Annotated in this window: 17 protein-coding genes; 14 read left to right on the forward strand and 3 right to left on the reverse strand. The window is 28.8% G+C overall.

All coding sequences use genetic code 11. From position 1 onward, the window contains the following. Positions 1-99: 99 nt before the first annotated feature. From ACWJJ2_RS02510 to ACWJJ2_RS02545, 8 genes are all read left to right on the forward strand, one after another. Positions 100-498 (forward strand): hypothetical protein, encoded by a 399-nt coding sequence (locus ACWJJ2_RS02510; RefSeq protein WP_462953777.1) that lies wholly within the window; start codon positions 100-102, stop codon positions 496-498. 371 nt (positions 499-869) lie between these two features. Then, positions 870-4496: an HsdM family class I SAM-dependent methyltransferase gene (locus ACWJJ2_RS02515; protein WP_462953778.1), complete on the forward strand. Its 3627-nt coding sequence runs from the start codon at positions 870-872 to the stop codon at positions 4494-4496. 232 nt (positions 4497-4728) lie between these two features. Beyond that, positions 4729-6291: an IS21 family transposase gene (gene istA / locus ACWJJ2_RS02520; protein WP_258280587.1), complete on the forward strand. Its 1563-nt coding sequence runs from the start codon at positions 4729-4731 to the stop codon at positions 6289-6291. Then, positions 6279-7022: an IS21-like element helper ATPase IstB gene (gene istB / locus ACWJJ2_RS02525; protein WP_258280588.1), complete on the forward strand. Its 744-nt coding sequence runs from the start codon at positions 6279-6281 to the stop codon at positions 7020-7022. The genes istA and istB overlap by 13 nt, the downstream gene beginning before the upstream one ends. A 726-nt stretch (positions 7023-7748) precedes the next feature. Further along, a complete protein-coding gene (locus ACWJJ2_RS02530) occupies positions 7749-7952 on the forward strand; it encodes a hypothetical protein (protein ID WP_462953779.1) in 204 nt (67 codons plus the stop codon). 301 nt (positions 7953-8253) lie between these two features. Further along, on the forward strand, positions 8254-8565 hold the full coding sequence (locus ACWJJ2_RS02535) for a DUF3784 domain-containing protein (protein WP_462953780.1): 312 nt from the start codon (positions 8254-8256) through the stop codon (positions 8563-8565). A gap of 300 nt (positions 8566-8865) precedes the next feature. Continuing rightward, positions 8866-9141, forward strand: a complete 276-nt coding sequence (locus tag ACWJJ2_RS02540; protein WP_462953781.1) for a CD3324 family protein — start codon at positions 8866-8868, stop codon at positions 9139-9141. Between the two features lie 304 nt (positions 9142-9445). Further along, a complete protein-coding gene (locus ACWJJ2_RS02545) occupies positions 9446-9955 on the forward strand; it encodes a GNAT family N-acetyltransferase (protein ID WP_462953782.1) in 510 nt (169 codons plus the stop codon). Positions 9956-10063: 108 nt separating this feature from the next. Here ACWJJ2_RS02545 and ACWJJ2_RS02550 read toward each other — a convergent pair whose 3' ends face one another. From ACWJJ2_RS02550 to ACWJJ2_RS02560, 3 genes are read right to left on the reverse strand one after another with little or no spacing between them, the layout of a single operon-like run. Beyond that, positions 10064-11341 carry a sensor histidine kinase gene (locus ACWJJ2_RS02550; RefSeq protein WP_462953783.1) on the reverse strand — a complete coding sequence of 426 codons (1278 nt, stop codon included), beginning with the start codon at positions 11339-11341 and terminating at the stop codon, positions 10064-10066. Positions 11342-11349: 8 nt separating this feature from the next. Beyond that, entirely contained in the window at positions 11350-11697 is a 348-nt protein-coding gene (locus tag ACWJJ2_RS02555; RefSeq protein WP_462953784.1) for a LytR/AlgR family response regulator transcription factor, read from the reverse strand. Continuing rightward, positions 11672-11800, reverse strand: coding sequence for a hypothetical protein (locus tag ACWJJ2_RS02560; protein WP_462953785.1), 129 nt, complete (start codon positions 11798-11800; stop codon positions 11672-11674). Before ACWJJ2_RS02560 ends, ACWJJ2_RS02555 begins: the two co-directional genes overlap by 26 nt. A gap of 240 nt (positions 11801-12040) precedes the next feature. Here ACWJJ2_RS02560 and ACWJJ2_RS02565 point away from each other — a divergent pair, with 240 nt between their 5' ends. The 6 genes from ACWJJ2_RS02565 to ACWJJ2_RS02590 all read left to right on the forward strand — a co-directional run bounded on the left by ACWJJ2_RS02565 (position 12041) and on the right by ACWJJ2_RS02590 (position 16737). Further along, positions 12041-12793, forward strand: coding sequence for an ABC transporter ATP-binding protein (locus tag ACWJJ2_RS02565; RefSeq protein ID WP_462953786.1), 753 nt, complete (start codon positions 12041-12043; stop codon positions 12791-12793). 46 nt (positions 12794-12839) lie between these two features. Continuing rightward, positions 12840-14828, forward strand: a complete 1989-nt coding sequence (locus ACWJJ2_RS02570) for an FtsX-like permease family protein (RefSeq protein ID WP_462953787.1) — start codon at positions 12840-12842, stop codon at positions 14826-14828. Positions 14829-15068: 240 nt separating this feature from the next. After that, positions 15069-15269: a hypothetical protein gene (locus ACWJJ2_RS02575; protein ID WP_462953788.1), complete on the forward strand. Its 201-nt coding sequence runs from the start codon at positions 15069-15071 to the stop codon at positions 15267-15269. A 39-nt stretch (positions 15270-15308) separates the two neighbouring features. Continuing rightward, positions 15309-15524, forward strand: a complete 216-nt coding sequence (locus tag ACWJJ2_RS02580) for a hypothetical protein (RefSeq protein ID WP_462953789.1) — start codon at positions 15309-15311, stop codon at positions 15522-15524. Between the two features lie 94 nt (positions 15525-15618). Further along, the gene (locus ACWJJ2_RS02585; protein ID WP_462953790.1) at positions 15619-16380 is read left to right on the forward strand and encodes an EFR1 family ferrodoxin; all 762 of its coding nucleotides are present in this window, start codon (positions 15619-15621) and stop codon (positions 16378-16380) included. A gap of 138 nt (positions 16381-16518) precedes the next feature. Further along, positions 16519-16737: a hypothetical protein gene (locus ACWJJ2_RS02590; RefSeq protein WP_462953791.1), complete on the forward strand. Its 219-nt coding sequence runs from the start codon at positions 16519-16521 to the stop codon at positions 16735-16737. Positions 16738-16942 lie beyond the last annotated feature (205 nt).

Below are 16942 nucleotides of genomic sequence, written 5' to 3' on the forward strand. Positions count from 1 at the left end.
AAATATATTATTTTAGAGATGATATGTGAAAATCCAGAAGAAAGACCAAGTATAAAAGAAATTTTAGATAGAATAAATTAATAGATTAATAATGGGTAGTTGAATATATATAAATTGTCGTATAAGAATATTGAAATTCAGAGTAGAAATAATGATCTTTCAATAGAAATCAATAAAGTAAGTAATGCTATACAAGACGCAAATTCAAAGTTACAAAGTTTAGATAATCAAAAGGAACGTATTAACACATACATTTCATATAATCGAATCGCATGGATGCAATCTATGAAGAAATATATTAATGAGTACCTTAATGAAGTATATAAATACAATAGTAATGGGAGTGAACAATTTGATACATATTTTCAAATAATCAAATCGAAAACAGTTCAGAAGAAGGTTAATAAAAAAATAAAAGATATTAAAGAATTTCTTAAAGAAGACATGCTTGTTTTAGAAAATAATAAAATTATGAAAGAAGTAGCATTGTCCATATAACAAATTAGGAGTACTTTACATCTAGTTAATTTATGTGCATGTACCTACAAGCTAATAGATAAAGGAATATAGAGAGTTTACTCAAAACAAACGAAATAAGTAAGAAATTGCAACTTCCAATTATTCTTATAATGGGTAGTCGAAAAATCAATTGTGAAAAAACTATCTTAAAATTTCAATGTAAAATGTAGCCTAACAGTTTTGTTAGGCTACATTTTCTATTTATAAGCATATTTTAACATACTTAACAGTAGCTAATAGAAATAATGGAAAAATATAATTGCCTGTTAGTTACTAATCTACAGTATGTAATTCATATTCACTCATAAATAAGCATAAATATATATGAATTAATTTATTAGAGGGATTTTATGGATGATAATTTTAGCATATCAAATGAAGTCATACTTCAGGAAATAAGTGATTTTAACAAAATATTATTAAAAACTCATGAAAATCATGAAAATGATACAGGCTTTGAAATAAATGATAGAAGTATATTTATAAATACAGTTCTAAAAGCATTGGGGCATGATTCCAAGAATATTCTTAACGATGTTAGCCAGAATTTAAACAAGGGAGTTAAGATACCTGACATACGTATATATGGGGATTACGAGATAAAGAACAAAAATAACCATAGCCAATTTATTATTGAAACAAAAAATTATAATTTATTTAAGGGAGATATTAAAAATATAGATTTTCTTCAGTTGAAGAAGTATATAAAAGCTAATGAATCAAAAATAAGGGTAATATGCTGCACAGATTATGTGTCTATGTACATTTTCAATGCCAGTGAAATTAAAAAGAAAAGTGGAATTAATTTAAATAATGTTAATTTTATTAGTAAATACGAAAAAGAGTTATTTGAAAGATACCTATATGGTAATATACATTTTAATTATATGAATGAGAACGATTTGAAAATTCTAAAAAATTTAAGCTATGGATCACTTTTTAAGAAACATGTTTTTATTAATCCTGTAGATTATGATAGAACTAACAGTATTTCAAACTATGGGGTTAGGCAGAATTTCAGAACTAATTTATACAATGCAGTAAATAGCTTGAAAGAGGATATAGAGCCAGACTTTTTAGAAGCTTTAAAAACTATTGAAACCTTAAATATTGAAGGGATAAAAAATAGAATATGTAAGAGCTTTTTTCTATGGGGATATGAAATGAATTACATAGAAAATATTTTTATAAATGTTAAGGTTAAATCTTCTTCAATAAATAGATTTGTAGAAAACAAAGAAAATATAGAAGCATTTTTGTTAACTTCTATATATAGTCTTATTAATAAAACATTTTTTCTTAGGTGTCTTGAAGATTTAAGTACAGAGAATACTAAGTTTGTTTATGAAGGATATAAGAATAGATATTTATCAGATGGAATACTGACTAAAAAATTTAAGGAAGGGGAAAAGGAATTTATTCAATATCTTAAAAATGTATATGAATTTAATCAAACTGATTTAAAGCAGTACTCGTATATACTGAAAAAAGATATTTATTCATGGGTACTGGATTATATTTCGCCCTATAATTTAATTAACTTCATAAAATTATTTAATGACATTAGCTTTAAAAAATTAAATCAGGATATATTAGGTGATATTTATGAACATTATCTTGAAGGTAATAAAGACGAGGGAGACAAATCTTATAGATATTTATTAGGACAATTCTATACACCAAAGCCTATAGTAAGATTTATGTGGCAGCTGACAAGAGAAGTTTTGAGAAAGACAAAGGGAAGAGATTTATATGACAAAGAAAGTAATTATGTAGATGTTTTGGACATGTCCTACGGCAGTGGATCATTTTTATATGAAGGAATACTTCAAATAAATCAATGTGCCAGCAATAAACCTATTAATAATGGAATTATATATGCTACTTTGAAAGATAGAAATATAAAAAGAAAAGTAGAGGAGCATATGTACGGATTTGAAATAAATCCTTTAAGTAAGAGTATAGCAGATATAAATATATTTATTGCACTTATACAACTTTATGGAACTAATGGAGAAATATTAAAAAAGTATCCCATAGAAAAGATAAGATTATTTAGAACTAACAGTTATGACCTAACTATGGAAAATAAAATTCAACAGGAAAAGTTATTAATTATGGAAGAGGACGCAGAGGAGGCATTTAAAGAGAGAAAAGAAATAATCGATAGCAAGAATAAAAAATATGATATTATTATAACAAATCCACCCTATGGTGTGCAATCGCCAACAAAGTTTGTTAAAAAACAGTTAATACCATTTATATATCCAGAGAATAATTTTGATGAAGAGGGAAATGAAATTGACTTCACCTGGGATAACATTGGATTTAAAGGCAAAGTTCCTGATGACCAAAAAAACAAAGGTAAAATAAGAGATATGTATGCTTCTTTTATGGGTATTGCGGACCATTTAATTAAAGACAATGGAATTATAACTTTAATTACATCAAACACATACCTATCTATACATACTTATAAATGGCTTAGAAAGTATATTATTCAAAATTATAAAATTCATTACATCGTAAATTTCAACAGAATAAGTGAGAGAGGAAGCTCCATGTTTTTACCAGAAGCATCCATAGGCACTGCTATAATTGTAATGACTAAGGAAAAGTCTTGTAATAATAAGTTTAAATATTTAGATTTGAGTAATGTACCAGAAGTTATTGATAAATATAGAGCTATATGTAAAATAAATAAAAACAATGGGCAATGTAAGAATAAAAATGCAATAGAAGATTTTTCAGAAATAAATATAAAGTTAATGCCATTTATAGAAATAGACCAAAGTAAAATTTTAAATAGAAAAGGATATATTATTAACTATTCTCAGGATGAAACACTTCTGGATAAAATTGAGAAACAATCTGTAGACCTTTCATATTATGGGAATTTGAATGCAGGAGTTGGACCAGGTGATGTGAATTATTTAGTTGATGAAACCATTGAAGGATTAAAAGAAAAGATTGAAAAATATGTTTTTAGTGGTGACTTATCAAAGTTAAATAAAACGTCAAGAGACTATATAGGACAAAATATTAGAAATGGGAAATTAATTAGAAAATTAGATGATAATAAAATTGTTAAGTTCATTTTTCAAAAACACATGGAAAAATATTATTATGAAAAATATTATTATATATATCATGATAGATATGTGATTTGGAGGGCGAGACTTCATAAAAATAATGGTAAGGAATCAATATTAAATAAATATAAATTGTTCCTTGTCGAAGACAGAAATAATGGTAAATTTGATGCATTAATTGTTGATGAATTAGTATTACCGCAAGATGGTGGAAGATTTAATTACATCATCCCAAGTGGAAAAACCAGTATTGATGATCTATATTGCATAGCATCTATAATTAACAGTGATGTTATACAGTTTTATTATAAAAATAGAATGCAAGGTAATAAAGATATACCTGTGAAAAAATTAAGTCAAATTTCTCTGATTAAGAGAAAAAGACTTGCTATGCTTTCAAAAGAATTACATGAATTAAAAAAGGATAATTATAATTTAATAAATGCAAATTATGAATTCGTAAGTGTATGGTTTAAGGAAAATGTGAATAATCAATTGGAAGTATTTAATATTCTTGAAGAAAACAAGTATTGGGTTGTTTTGATTCATTCTTCATTACTTGAGTACACGGTTAGTAAAGCTGTTATAGATGGTTGTGTAGTGAAACTTAATTCAACTATAGATATAAAATTTAAAAATCAAATTATGGCTAAAAGTTCTTTTGAAGGATGCATAAGAGGCTATTCTGGGGATTTATTAGAACATCCTCTTATTATTAATGTTACAGAAATAATAGGCAACAATAAATATTCTGACATTATAGCCCTAGCTGATAATAAAATAAACGATAGCGAAAAAAGAATAAACGATTTAGTTTCTAATATTTATAATCTAAATAATCCGGAAAAAATAAAAGTTAAATTGCCGATATTTAAAAAAAAATAAAAGTATTTAAAAAGCGATCAAATAATTGATTCTTAATTATTTGATTACTTTATTTAAGTTTTGCTTTAAATAATCATATACAATTATTGTAGAGGAGATGGTATATGTTAGCGGTAAACTAAAAGGGTGATATTTCGGCAAACAAAAAAGGAGAATAATTTCCAGTTAAGTACAATAATAATTCCTTCTCTGATACAATTAGAGATATATTTTACAGAGGGGGAATTTAAAATTGAAAGGATGGAATATGTTTAGTGAAATAAAACAATATAAAGCACTTGGATTTAATAAATCACAGGTTGAAAGAGCTCTAAATATAAATTACAAAACAGTTCAAAAGTATTGGGACATGGATCCTGGTGAATATGCTAAAGTCACTATTCAATCGAAGAATAGACATAAAAAAATTGATATCTACAAAGATGATATTTTAGAATGGATTACTGATTTCAGAGATATGTCAGCAGCACAAGTACTTGATTGGATAAAGGAAAGATATGGTGATGTAAAATTTAAAGAAAGGTCTTTAAGGCTTTATATTAGTAATTTAAGGAAAGAATACAATCTGCCTAAGGCTTCGCCAATAAGACAATTTGAGGAAGTACATGAACTTCCCATGGGCTACCAAGCTCAGGTTGATATGGGTCAAATATGGCTCAAAAGATTAAATGGAAACAAAGTAAAAGTGTATTGCTTTGCAATGGTTTTATCACATTCAAGGTATAAATACATACTTTGGACAGACAAACCATTTACTACCGCCTCTTTTATTGATGCTCATAATCGAGCTTTTGAATATCTTGGTGGTATGCCTATTGAAATAGTGTATGACCAAGATCGTGTGCTTGCAGTAGCCGAGAATTCTGGAGACATTATTTATACCGAAGGTTTTCAAAATTATATTAATACTATGAAATATAAAGTTAGGCTTTGTAGAGGTTTTGATCCTCAAAGTAAGGGGAAAATAGAATCTGTGGTAAAATACTCAAAATATAACTTTGCTATAAACAGAGTATTTATAGATGTTGATTCCTTTAATGAAGACTCATTCAAATGGCTAGATAGAACAGGCAATGGTAAAAAACATGAAATAACGAAAAAAATACCGGCAGAAGTGTTTGCTCTCGAAAAGAAACACTTGCTACCAGTACCTGAACTCTTTGAAAAAAATTCATCTAATACTAGTTTAACTTATGCTGTACGAAAAAACAATGTAATTTTGTATAAACAGAACAGGTATCAAGTGCCCAAAGGAACTTATAGCCCAGGTAAAGAACTTAAATTAATGATAAAAGGCTCCAAAATGAATATAGTTGATTTTGATACAGGTGTATTAATAGCAAGTCATCAAGTAAGTACAAGGCAGGGTGAACTTATAAAAATAATTCATCCCGAAAGGGATATTCACAGTTCTATTGACCAAGTTTATGAAAGATTGTTTTTTGCTCTCGGTAAAACTGAAAATGCAAAAATGCTACTAGATGGCATAAAACGTGAAAAACCAAGATACTGCAAAGATCAATTTGGATCAATACTAAATATAGTACATTCATATGAAGCTTCGCTAATAGAACAAGCATTGAATTATTGTGTTATACGAAACTTGTGGAGTGCTGGAATGTTTAAAGAAACCCTTGAATATCTTGCGATACAGGATATTGCAAAAGTTGATAAAAAATCTGTAATTGACAAGTTATCTATACCATCAAAGTATAGAGGGTTAAAACCGGAAGTAAGAAGTATAAGTGACTATATTGATGCTTTGAAGGAGGACAAGCAATCATGGAGAAATTAGAATTAATCAAAGAGTATGCCAAAAATCTTAAGCTAAACTATTTAAATGTAGATGCAGATAAAATTATTGAAAAAGGCGAGTTAGGTAATGTTTCCTATCAAGACTTTCTGTTATCAATACTTAAAAATGAGGTTGGTTTGAAGGATCAGAAAACACAAGAAAAAAGACTTAAATATGCTGGCTTTCCAGTTAAAAAGACAATGGAGGAATTTGATTTTCTATTTCAAAAATCAATAACAAAGAAACAAATAAACAGACTCATGGAAATGGAATGGATAGATAGGATGTATAATCTTATATTTTTAGGCCCACCGGGCGTTGGGAAGTCTCACACAGCTATTGCCTTGGGTTATAAAGCCGTTGAGGCAGGTTATAAGGTAAGTTTTGTAACTATGGATAATCTGATGCATGTTTTGAAAACTCAGCAGATATCAAGAAAAAGCAAAGGTAAACTAAATAGAATCCTTTCTTCAAGCCTCGTTATAATTGATGAGGTCGGATATCTTCCTATAACTAGAGATGAGGCTAATTTGTTCTTTCAATTAATATCATCCCTTCATGAACAGGCATCACTAATTATAACTTCTAACAAAGGATTCGAAGAATGGGTAGAGCTTTTAGGAGACCCAGCATTAACAACAGCTGTATTAGATAGAATATCTTATAGGTGCGAACTTTTTAACATGATTGGAAAGAGCTATAGGTTGGAGCACAGAAAATCTATATTTTAGCAGTTAAATGGGAAAAATATACTGGGATAAATTCAGTAAAATAGTTTGCCGAAATTTCTCCAAAAGTACTTGCCAATAACAGTATATAATGCTGCCTTCTATTTTTTTGCATATATATGTTAAATTTAAAGGAAAATGAGCGTTAAATATATTTTGAATGTAGAGAAATCATATGAAAAGAGCAATTATCTGTTTCCTTACATATTCTTTTTATATAATAATAATCTTTTCTAAACCTTTTGGCATTAAATCATCTCCTGCGGAGTTGAAATATTAACGACTTCAGAAGGAGAGTTGTACTCCTACTGAAATTTTCTATTTGTTAGGGTATGTAATTCCCGCTTATAGAAGTGGGAGACTTTCCTTCTGAACTGTCGTTAAACTTAAAGATAGAAAGGACAGGTGAACAAAAATGAATGAATATGTTTTGAAAGCAATAGGCATAAATCAACGACCGATACCGTATACTGCCTCAAGACAATAAATAAGGTCGGTCTTGAAATTTTTGCCTGCTATTTAAAGGGAAAGGGCAAGTTTACGTCAGGCGGGATGTATTACGTTATGAGCATAATGAGTTTATTGAAAGTTGAAAAATATTAGATGTATCTTAGAAAATAACAATTTCCAAAAAATATGATATACTATACTCAGGGTTCGTATCAGCCGTAGAGGGTGGATTTGGGATAATAATTTTAAAAAATAGTGATATTTCAGGAGATGATTATAATGAAATTCGGGCTAAGAAAACCAAGCGTAAAGAAAATGATTAGTAGTAGGATAAGTCCCAAGAGGATAATAAAGAATAGCTTAGGAATAAAAGCACCACGTGGGTATGGTTGGATTACAAATCCTAAAAAGGCGGCCTATAACCGTGTCTATAATCGTACAAGTTTTAGTGTTTTTGATATATTAAAGAAACTGTTTAAATAATAGAATTGAAGTTTTATTTAAAAGATAAACCGATTCAGAAATGGCGAATTAATTATAGAATATTTGGGTAGGTTGTGTCTATAATGGCAAGATGAATACTTAATTGATTAGTGTAGGGAATATAAGAAGTATTTGAAAAGTCATGGTTATACAAAGGTAGCCCTCCGTTAAAGAATAGCGGGGGATATGTCTAACTTGTAAAAAATGATGAATTAAATGATTTTTATTACAAATAAATATTTTATGTCATACTTGTAATAAACTAAGAACTTGAAATTATTTATATGTAGGAGATGATTAGATGTTTGCTTCATTTATGATACTTTTAGTTATAGGATTGGCTTTAATCTTTATAGGATGGCGTATTTGGAAAAAAGAACAGATAACGCTAATACATGATTATCATTATACAAGGGTTGCTGAAAAAGATAAAAAATCTTATACAGAAAAAATGGGTAAAGCATGTATTATAATGGGAATAGGAATGATACTGATGGGTATTATTAATTTCATATCAAAGACAGCATATGGTTGGATATTCTATGGGATATTCATTGTATGGGGCTTAATTATGATATTTATGGCACAAAAAAAATATAATGGTGGACTGTAATGAGCATTCGCAATATTCGAAGATTGTGATATATCTGCATATTTTAAATATATTTAGAATTAGTTGAGTTGAACCGTACCATAAATGGTGTAGACTTTTTTCATTTAGGAAATAGATTGTGATGGCATTTGTGGTAATATAAGTATGATATTATAATTTACAAGATCATGTAAAAGGAGGTTTGAAAGTATATGTTTAATCCAATTGTTATTGTTGCATAGCAAAGGCTATTGCAACGAGCAGTTAAAACACATAGCCTTTGCTATTCCTAATAGAAATAAAACCTTTAGGAGGGCAAAGATGAGCTATAACAAAGTACTTTATATACTCCCCAATGATTTGATTGAAAAGGTCCAGGAATATATAGATGGTGAGTTTATCTATATTCCAAGAAAATCAAGCAATAAAAAGGAATGGGGAGCCAGGACATCTACTCGTCAAGAATTATATAAACGAAATACAAAGATTTATGAAGATTATTTGGTGGGTCATAGTTCACAAGAGTTAGCTGGAAAATATTTTTTATCCTTGAAAAGTATACAAAGGATAATAAGGGAACAAAAAAATAATGGTTAACTTTCGAAATGAGCCAATGCAGTTTTGTTACTGTATTGGCTCATTTTTTTTTAATAACTGTCTTTAAGGTTTAGATTTATATGCTCAAATGGTACAATTTAAGTAGAAAAGATACTAGATTAGGAGGAATTATGATGAAAAAGTTGTGTGAGAATGTCCTATTGTAACTACACACTATTTTGGTTCCATATAAACAAATAACAAGCCATATATAAGGTCTAAACTAACGAGTATTTTTATTCATAATGGATTCATTGGTTTACAGAATACTTTATTAATATAGAAAGAAAAGGAGAAAAATTAAATGGAGTTAAATACAGAACGTTTAAAAATTATACCTTTGACACTTCAGCAGTTTAAATTATTGCTTGATGGAATTGATAAAATGGAGAAGGAGTTAAATTTAAGTGCTTCAAATGAATACTTAGATGGAAATACTCAAGAAGCAATGGAGGGATTATATCAGGAAGCTGTAAAAAATAGAGATAGATATTTTTGGTACACAAATTGGCAGATTATTTTAAAATCAGAAAATAAGGCTATTGGTAGTGCTTGTTTTATGAAATGTCCAGATGGAAATGGTGAGGTTGAAATAGGATATGGTATCAATAGTACCTATCAAAAAAATGGGTATATGACCGAGTCAGCACAGGCTATTTGTGAGTGGGCTATTAGTCAACATGATGTTTCTATTATCATTGCAGAAACAGAAAAAGACAATATTGCTTCACACAGAGTTTTGCAAAAATGTGGAATGGAAAAATATAGGGAAACAGACGAGGGCATTTGGTGGCGCATGAAAGTTGCTGAATAATATAATATTTAGTCAACATACTAATATGCAATTTTGGGAATACATGTCTTGACGTGGTAAATTTACGCTTTGCGGTTACTACCTCTTATTCAAATATTAGTAAAATTATTACAACTTTATAAAAACTATTATTTTAAAAGTATTATCTGTATATTCTATATCTATATCCCCACTATATTTGGTGACTACAGCCCTAATGATATCTACCCCATATCCATGTATTAGGTTGTTTTTTTTATTAGTGATAAATCTCAGTCCGTTTACTTTTATCTGATTTATCTTTGAGTTTTCAATCTCATAAACAAAATAGCCTTTATCTGTATTTGACTTAATATTTATAAACCTGGAGTTTTTATCTTGTATTTTTGAATAGGCATCTATTGCGTTATCAATAGTGTTTGCGAATATACTGCACAAATCCGTTTGCAAAATATTTAATTGCTCAGGAACATAAATATTCATGTTAACATTTATATCTAAATTAATAAACTTTTTGTGTTTGTTATTCAAAATTGAATTTACTACTTTGTTCACACAAAATGTATGAAGTGACATAGAGCTTATGCTTTCTGTCACATTGCCTAAGTAATGCCTTGCCTCTTCAATGTTCCCCTCATACAAAAATGAGTTTATAACCCCTAAGTGATTTTTCATATCATGCAATATTTTCTTTGTGATATTCTGATTTTCTTCTATATCAGTATAATGTTCCATCTGCATTACTAATTGTTTATTTAAGGAGTCAGCTTTGGCACCTAAAGCAATTTCTTTAATAAGATAAAACGTAGCAATAATACCTAAAATATATAAAGTCATTATCGCAATTACAAGTAGGTTGTAATAAGTGCTTGTCTTGAATATAAAAGGAACAATGCTAAAAACAATGGATGTAAAGGTAGCTAAAGACATAGTACATATGAGTGCCCATATTTTGCTGGATAAAATTTCTTTAGCCCATAATACAACCTTATAAAGCGCAAAATATATTAAAATATAAATCAGAACTCTTAAAGAAGCTTCAACTATGTCATTAAATTTATATTCGTAGATTGGGAAAAAAAAAGCTATTCTAGCAGCCAACATTTTCACACTTACAGAGATGGTGGAAACCATGGACACGGCACAAATCTTTTTTATTTTTACGTCTTTATAAAAGAGTAATCCTATAATCAAGTAGATAACAAATATATATATAATATTTTCAATATCTCCTGACTGAAGAGGTATCGTGCACATCACAAATAAGCCCAAAAAGTTTAATGCAGAAAATATTTTCGAGTCTCTTTTCGTTAAAAATGCATTAAGTAATTTAAATAAAATTATTGTTTCTATAAGCGAAATAATAATTAAAATAATGAATGGAATAATAACTGCAATTATCTTCATAAAGCACCCTACCTCAGTATTTGTTTTGCAAACGTTATTATAGTTTTTTTATATCTGTTTCTACTTATTGGAACGTTGTATCCAATTGTAGTAATAGCATGATTTTGTTCAATGCTACTTATATTAGTTAGGTTTATTAAATATCTTTGGTGACAGCGTATAAAATTTCTATTAATAAGCTCTTTTTCTACATCATCAAGCTTCGAATAAAATTCATATTCCCCCTGCTTACAGATTAGTCTAATAATCCTCTTATCACTAAAAAAATACACTATATCCAAAAAGTTAATTTTATGAGTTTTATCTTTAAAATTTATTATATACACATCACTACTGTTCTCCGCTTTCATAATCATTTATTTTAGCAGCAAGGTTATTCTCTTTAATCTGGCCTGTCAGAATATTTTTCAGCATATTTCTTTGTTTAAATTCGTCTTCACATATAGCGATTTGTAACATAAATGTTGTTCCTCCAATCTTTTAAGAAAATCATTCTAAATTTACGCTAATAATATTATAACATGATTTAATAGTAGTAGTATTTTACAATTTATACAGTGTTAATTATGAAATTTGCAAAAACATTACCAAACGTTACAAAATAACTACCAAGCGTTACAACACCTCAATTTATAAGATTGAACTTAGCATATCAGCATGCTAATATTTGCTTATAATATAGAATGAGGAGGAGAAAAAATGTTAGAAGTAAAGAGTTTAAAGAAGACTTATGTATCAAAGGGGGGTGAATATATTGCTCTTAGGGATATTGATTTGAAAGTTAATGAAGGCGAATTTGTGGCTGTTATGGGGCCGTCTGGTAGTGGTAAAACCACACTACTTAATTGTATATCAGGATTTATACATGCAGAATCGGGTCAAATTCTTTTGGATGGAGTAAATATTTTAAATATTAATGAGGATAGGCTTGCAGATGTGAGACAGAATAAATTAGGATTTGTATTTCAGGATTATATGCTGATTAATGGACTTACAGTAATTGAAAACATATTTCTGCCCCAAATTATTGCCAGTAAGGATATGAAGGAAATGATGAAAAGAACAGAAGATCTTATGGAAAATTTCGGAATAGAAACGATAAAAACCAAATATCCTAATGAAATATCTGGTGGAGAGAAACAACGAGTAGCAATAGCAAGAGCACTTTCAAACAATCCATCCATTCTATTAGCAGATGAACCAACAGGAAACTTGGATTCTAAGTCAAGTTCAGCAGTAATAGAAACTTTTATAGATGCAAACAAAAATCTAGGAGCAACAATATTTATGGTTACTCATGATGCTTTTGCAGCATCTCATTCAGATAGAGTAGTGGCACTAAAGGATGGACAAATTGTCAAAGAACTAGTTAGAAACACACCTCCTAGAGAATTTTTAAATGATATTTTAAATTTTATGAAAGGAATAAATGGTGAGACTTATGACGCTTAACACTATTGTTAAAAAATTATTTAAAAATAACATAAAGCAATACGCTTTGTTTATTTCATCAATCATATTTGCAGTTGCAATGATTGGAGGATATGGAATTCTCCAATTTAGTCCAACAGTTACCAAAGTACTCACGGATGATGGTTCGACGCAACAAATTACATTAAGCATGTTTGCCTTTACATTAATAGGAACATTTGTATTTATAATATATGCTTATTCGTTATTTATAAGATATAAGTCAAGGGAAATAGGTGTTTTCATTTCTCTTGGAATCAGACGTAAAAATGTATGCAAAATTGTTATGAAAGAGCTGAATATAATTTTCTTAACAGCTACATTATTGGGATTACTCTTTTCAATATTAATTTCGTGGCTAAGCTGTACTATTTTAACCATTTTTCTAAAAACAGAAGAAACAGCTTTTTCTATTGGATGGACTGGAATGGCTATTGCAATTTTATTTTCAATTTTATGCATGATTATTACTAGAGTACTAACTTCAAGGTATATCAAAAAGATAGACATAATAAAGATACTTAAGGCTGAAGAACAGGTCGATGATAATAAAGGTGATAGTTTCGTTTTGGGTTTAGTTGGTATAGTAATGATACCTGTAGGAATCATTTTATTTACTTCAAGCACTAAGATATATTTTTTAATAGCATCTTTAGTTGGATTGTATTTATTCATAGTACAGATTACATCCATAGGTGTTTTGTTTAAAAAAATTAGTCCTAGCTATTATTACAAAAACATTGTGTTTTTTAATTTGATAAAATCAAAGGGAAAACAATATACTTTACCATTATTTGTCTCGACTATTCTAATTGGAGTTGGAATTTTTGGTATTGCTTTTACTTCTACTCCAATGATATCGGGTATTTTAAGTACAATCTATGTTGATCCTTATGATTATATGGTTAAAGTAGGATTTCAACAAGGAGGTTTTAATGAAAGTGATATAAAAAAATTAGCAATAGATAATAATATTAAACTTAAGGACTTCAAGAAGTTTGATACAATCATTTTAGGTGAGTACTTAAAAAAATATAATGAATGGGGCCCTATCAATTTTGTAAGTGAAGAAACAGTATATAACCTTACTGGTAAAAAATTTGATATTGAGCCAGGTTCTTATATTAATATTATATCTGCTGACAAAAATAGTGATTTAAGTAAATATCACTCACAACCTATTGGGCCTATAACTCTACTAAATACTACTACAAAAAAAGAATTCACTCTTAATAATAAAGGAATAAAATTTATTGATAAGATTATGAATGAAGATACAGCAGTTGAACGAAAAGGTTTTTACGTTATAGATACCGCTTTGTTTAATAAGCTGCGAAGCGAAACAAAAAAGGAATATATATTTAAAACATATATATTCAATACACCAAATTGGAGGGAAACAGGTGTTTTTAGTAATGCATTATTTAGTTCAATAATTAAATCTAGCGGGGGAAAATGGTGCACAAACTATAGTAAGGGGGTTATTGATAGAATAAGAAAACAAACACCAAACGAACCAGTAAATTATGAATATAAGGAGTATAAAGAAAATAGCTTTGAGGCGAATAGATTGTGGGAATTTACACCATATTCAAGATATCACATATTTAATAGTGGAATTTCTGATTTTGCTGTTTATTTATTGCTTACTCTATATATTTCTATAATCGCAATTGTTTCAGCAATTATGACAATCGGTCTTAAAATATTAAATACAATGTGGCAGGATAAGTCAGTATATAAAAATATTACATTACTCGGAGTAAGAAAAACTAAGATAAAGTCGAATATATCAATGCAAATTGCTTTAATATATTTTGTTCCAGTAACACTAGGAACTATTATCACTTTATTTTTATTTAAATCAATGATGACTATTAATACTTCTTTGTTTTTAAATGTATCATTTTTATTTGCTTGTGGATTATCTTTATTAGTAGTTTTAATCCAAGTTGGATTATTTTTTGTAATTAGAAAGCAGGCTATTAAAGAATGTGTTAATTTCATAGATGTGTAAATCGGAAAAAAATGTAACAAAGTTATGCAAAATCAATAGAAAGTCTTAGTTATTATCTCTATTAATTTTTGTAATCAAAGAAGTTTTAACTGTCACCAGGTGACTATACAGCCATCATTACTAAGTGTGAAAAGATGGGTATATATAGTTATATTTTCCTATAGGTGTTGAAAGGAAAAATTCAGTTGATGAATTAGCTGAGAACTTAGAAGAGCTCAAGAAAAAGGCATCAAGATGTTTTTGATAGTAGAGGACGAAAATGGAAGAAAGAAAATAATTACAGGCGATTATAGGAGTCAATATCTCCCTTTGTCATTTATGAGAAGGTTAAGAAGTTTACAAAACCAATTTCTCAACGGGCCAAGCTTTATAAATAAAAATGATAGTGGTGAAGAAATATTTGAGATTTTGAGATGTGGAATTAGGAATTTTCTGAAGTAAGGGAATTTAGATAGTGGACCAGATGAAGTGGATTTATAAGTGGATATTACGTTGAAAAGCGAAAAGCTTGAAGTTATCAATATCTTAAGGAAAACAAATTCCAAAATGTTTAAGGACTTAAAGAGAGAGGGCATAATAGATTTTTCTATACAAATAACTCACGCTGGCACAAACAAAGGGATTTTTGCAAGTTATATAAAAATAGAAAACTTAGGAAATGGAGAGTGCGAACAATGGTTTTTGAAAATTGAATAATACAAGTGTTTCCATGTATGGATTTCATATGTAAATATGCTATAATTATTATTAGTTAGTTCAAAATGGTCGAAAGAAATGAGGTATTAAAGATATGTTAGGGATATATTTTAGTGGAACAGGTAACACAAAGCATTGTATTAAACTGTTCATAAAAGAAATTGACGCAGCAGCAAAGTGTATTTCGATTGAAGATGTGAACGTCTTAGACGAAATTCATGAAAGTGATTATATCGTTCTAGCGTATCCAATTTATTTTAGCAATTTACCTAAAATAGTGAGAGATTTTATTTTGCAGAATAAATCAAAATTCATGGGTAAAAAAGTTTTTATCATTGCTACTATGGGCTTGTTCAGTGGTGATGGTAGTGGTTGTAGCGCAAGGTTACTTGCCCAATGTGGTGCTGAGATTGTTGGCGGGCTTCATTTAAAAATGCCTGATTGTATAGGCGATGAAAAAGCATTAAAAAAAACAGTAGAGCAAAATAAAGTTATTGTAAAGCAAGCATATATAAAAATAAAAAAGTCCACCAATAGCCTAAAAAACAGGCATGCCACACAAGAGGGAATCGGTTTTATTTATCATATTGCAGGTCTTTTCGGGCAAAGACTTTGGTTCTATGGTAAAACAAAAAACTATTCAAATAAGCTGAAAATCGACACTGAAAAATGTGTTGGTTGTGGGGTATGTACGCAACTATGCCCGATGAAAAACTTGTCTACTGTAAATAAGATAGCAGTACAAAGCGGAAGGTGCACCATGTGTTATAGGTGTATCAACAATTGTCCTCAACAAGCAATTACTCTGTTAGGGAAAAAGATATATGAGCAATATAAAATAGAGAAATATCTCTGATGAACAAAATGAGCATAATGTTATGTTTTGTTACTACATAATGTTTTTATTGATAAGCGTCACAACAGTAGATTATAGCGTAGCAATAATTTATAGATATAACAATAAATTAATAACTAAAAAGTAGTGAGGTGTAATATGAAAAAAACACAAACATGTTCTAAATGTAATTCAAAGAATATTATAAGAATACCAGGTAACATTGGACCAGTTAATTCTGGTAACAATATTACGTGGGGAATTTTGGGCTTTAATGGAGTAAAGGTAACAAGATATCTGTGCTGTGAATGTGGTTATTCTGAAGAATGGATTGATAATAAAAATGATATAGAGAACCTTCAGAAAAAATTTAGGTAGAACAAAGTATTTCACCATTTTCTAATTTAACGACTCAACTATAAAAAACAAATAATTTTTTAAAACACCGTATTATTCATAACTGAATTTTACGTCACACTTCAAAAATAGTTCGTCATAACCAAATGTAAGATCATTAAAGAGATAGATTATTTGGGCAGGTTGTATCTATAATGGCAAGATGAATACTTAATTGATTAGTGTA

Source organism: Clostridium sp. CM039, assembly GCF_055081075.1.

Bases quoted from the DNA above. Each gene is read 5' to 3' on its own strand.
- ACWJJ2_RS02540 (WP_462953781.1), top strand. From the start codon at position 8,866: ATGAGCTATAACAAAGTACTTTATATACTCCCCAATGATTTGATTGAA.
- ACWJJ2_RS02550 (WP_462953783.1), bottom strand. From the start codon at position 11,341: ATGAAGATAATTGCAGTTATTATTCCATTCATTATTTTAATTATTATT.
- ACWJJ2_RS02545 (WP_462953782.1), top strand. From the start codon at position 9,446: ATGGAGTTAAATACAGAACGTTTAAAAATTATACCTTTGACACTTCAG.
- ACWJJ2_RS02585 (WP_462953790.1), top strand. From the start codon at position 15,619: ATGTTAGGGATATATTTTAGTGGAACAGGTAACACAAAGCATTGTATT.
- ACWJJ2_RS02515 (WP_462953778.1), top strand. From the start codon at position 870: ATGGATGATAATTTTAGCATATCAAATGAAGTCATACTTCAGGAAATA.
- istB (WP_258280588.1), top strand. From the start codon at position 6,279: ATGGAGAAATTAGAATTAATCAAAGAGTATGCCAAAAATCTTAAGCTA.
- ACWJJ2_RS02565 (WP_462953786.1), top strand. From the start codon at position 12,041: ATGTTAGAAGTAAAGAGTTTAAAGAAGACTTATGTATCAAAGGGGGGT.
- ACWJJ2_RS02530 (WP_462953779.1), top strand. From the start codon at position 7,749: ATGAAATTCGGGCTAAGAAAACCAAGCGTAAAGAAAATGATTAGTAGT.
- ACWJJ2_RS02555 (WP_462953784.1), bottom strand. From the start codon at position 11,697: ATGATTATGAAAGCGGAGAACAGTAGTGATGTGTATATAATAAATTTT.
- ACWJJ2_RS02590 (WP_462953791.1), top strand. From the start codon at position 16,519: ATGAAAAAAACACAAACATGTTCTAAATGTAATTCAAAGAATATTATA.
- ACWJJ2_RS02560 (WP_462953785.1), bottom strand. From the start codon at position 11,800: ATGTTACAAATCGCTATATGTGAAGACGAATTTAAACAAAGAAATATG.
- ACWJJ2_RS02535 (WP_462953780.1), top strand. From the start codon at position 8,254: ATGTTTGCTTCATTTATGATACTTTTAGTTATAGGATTGGCTTTAATC.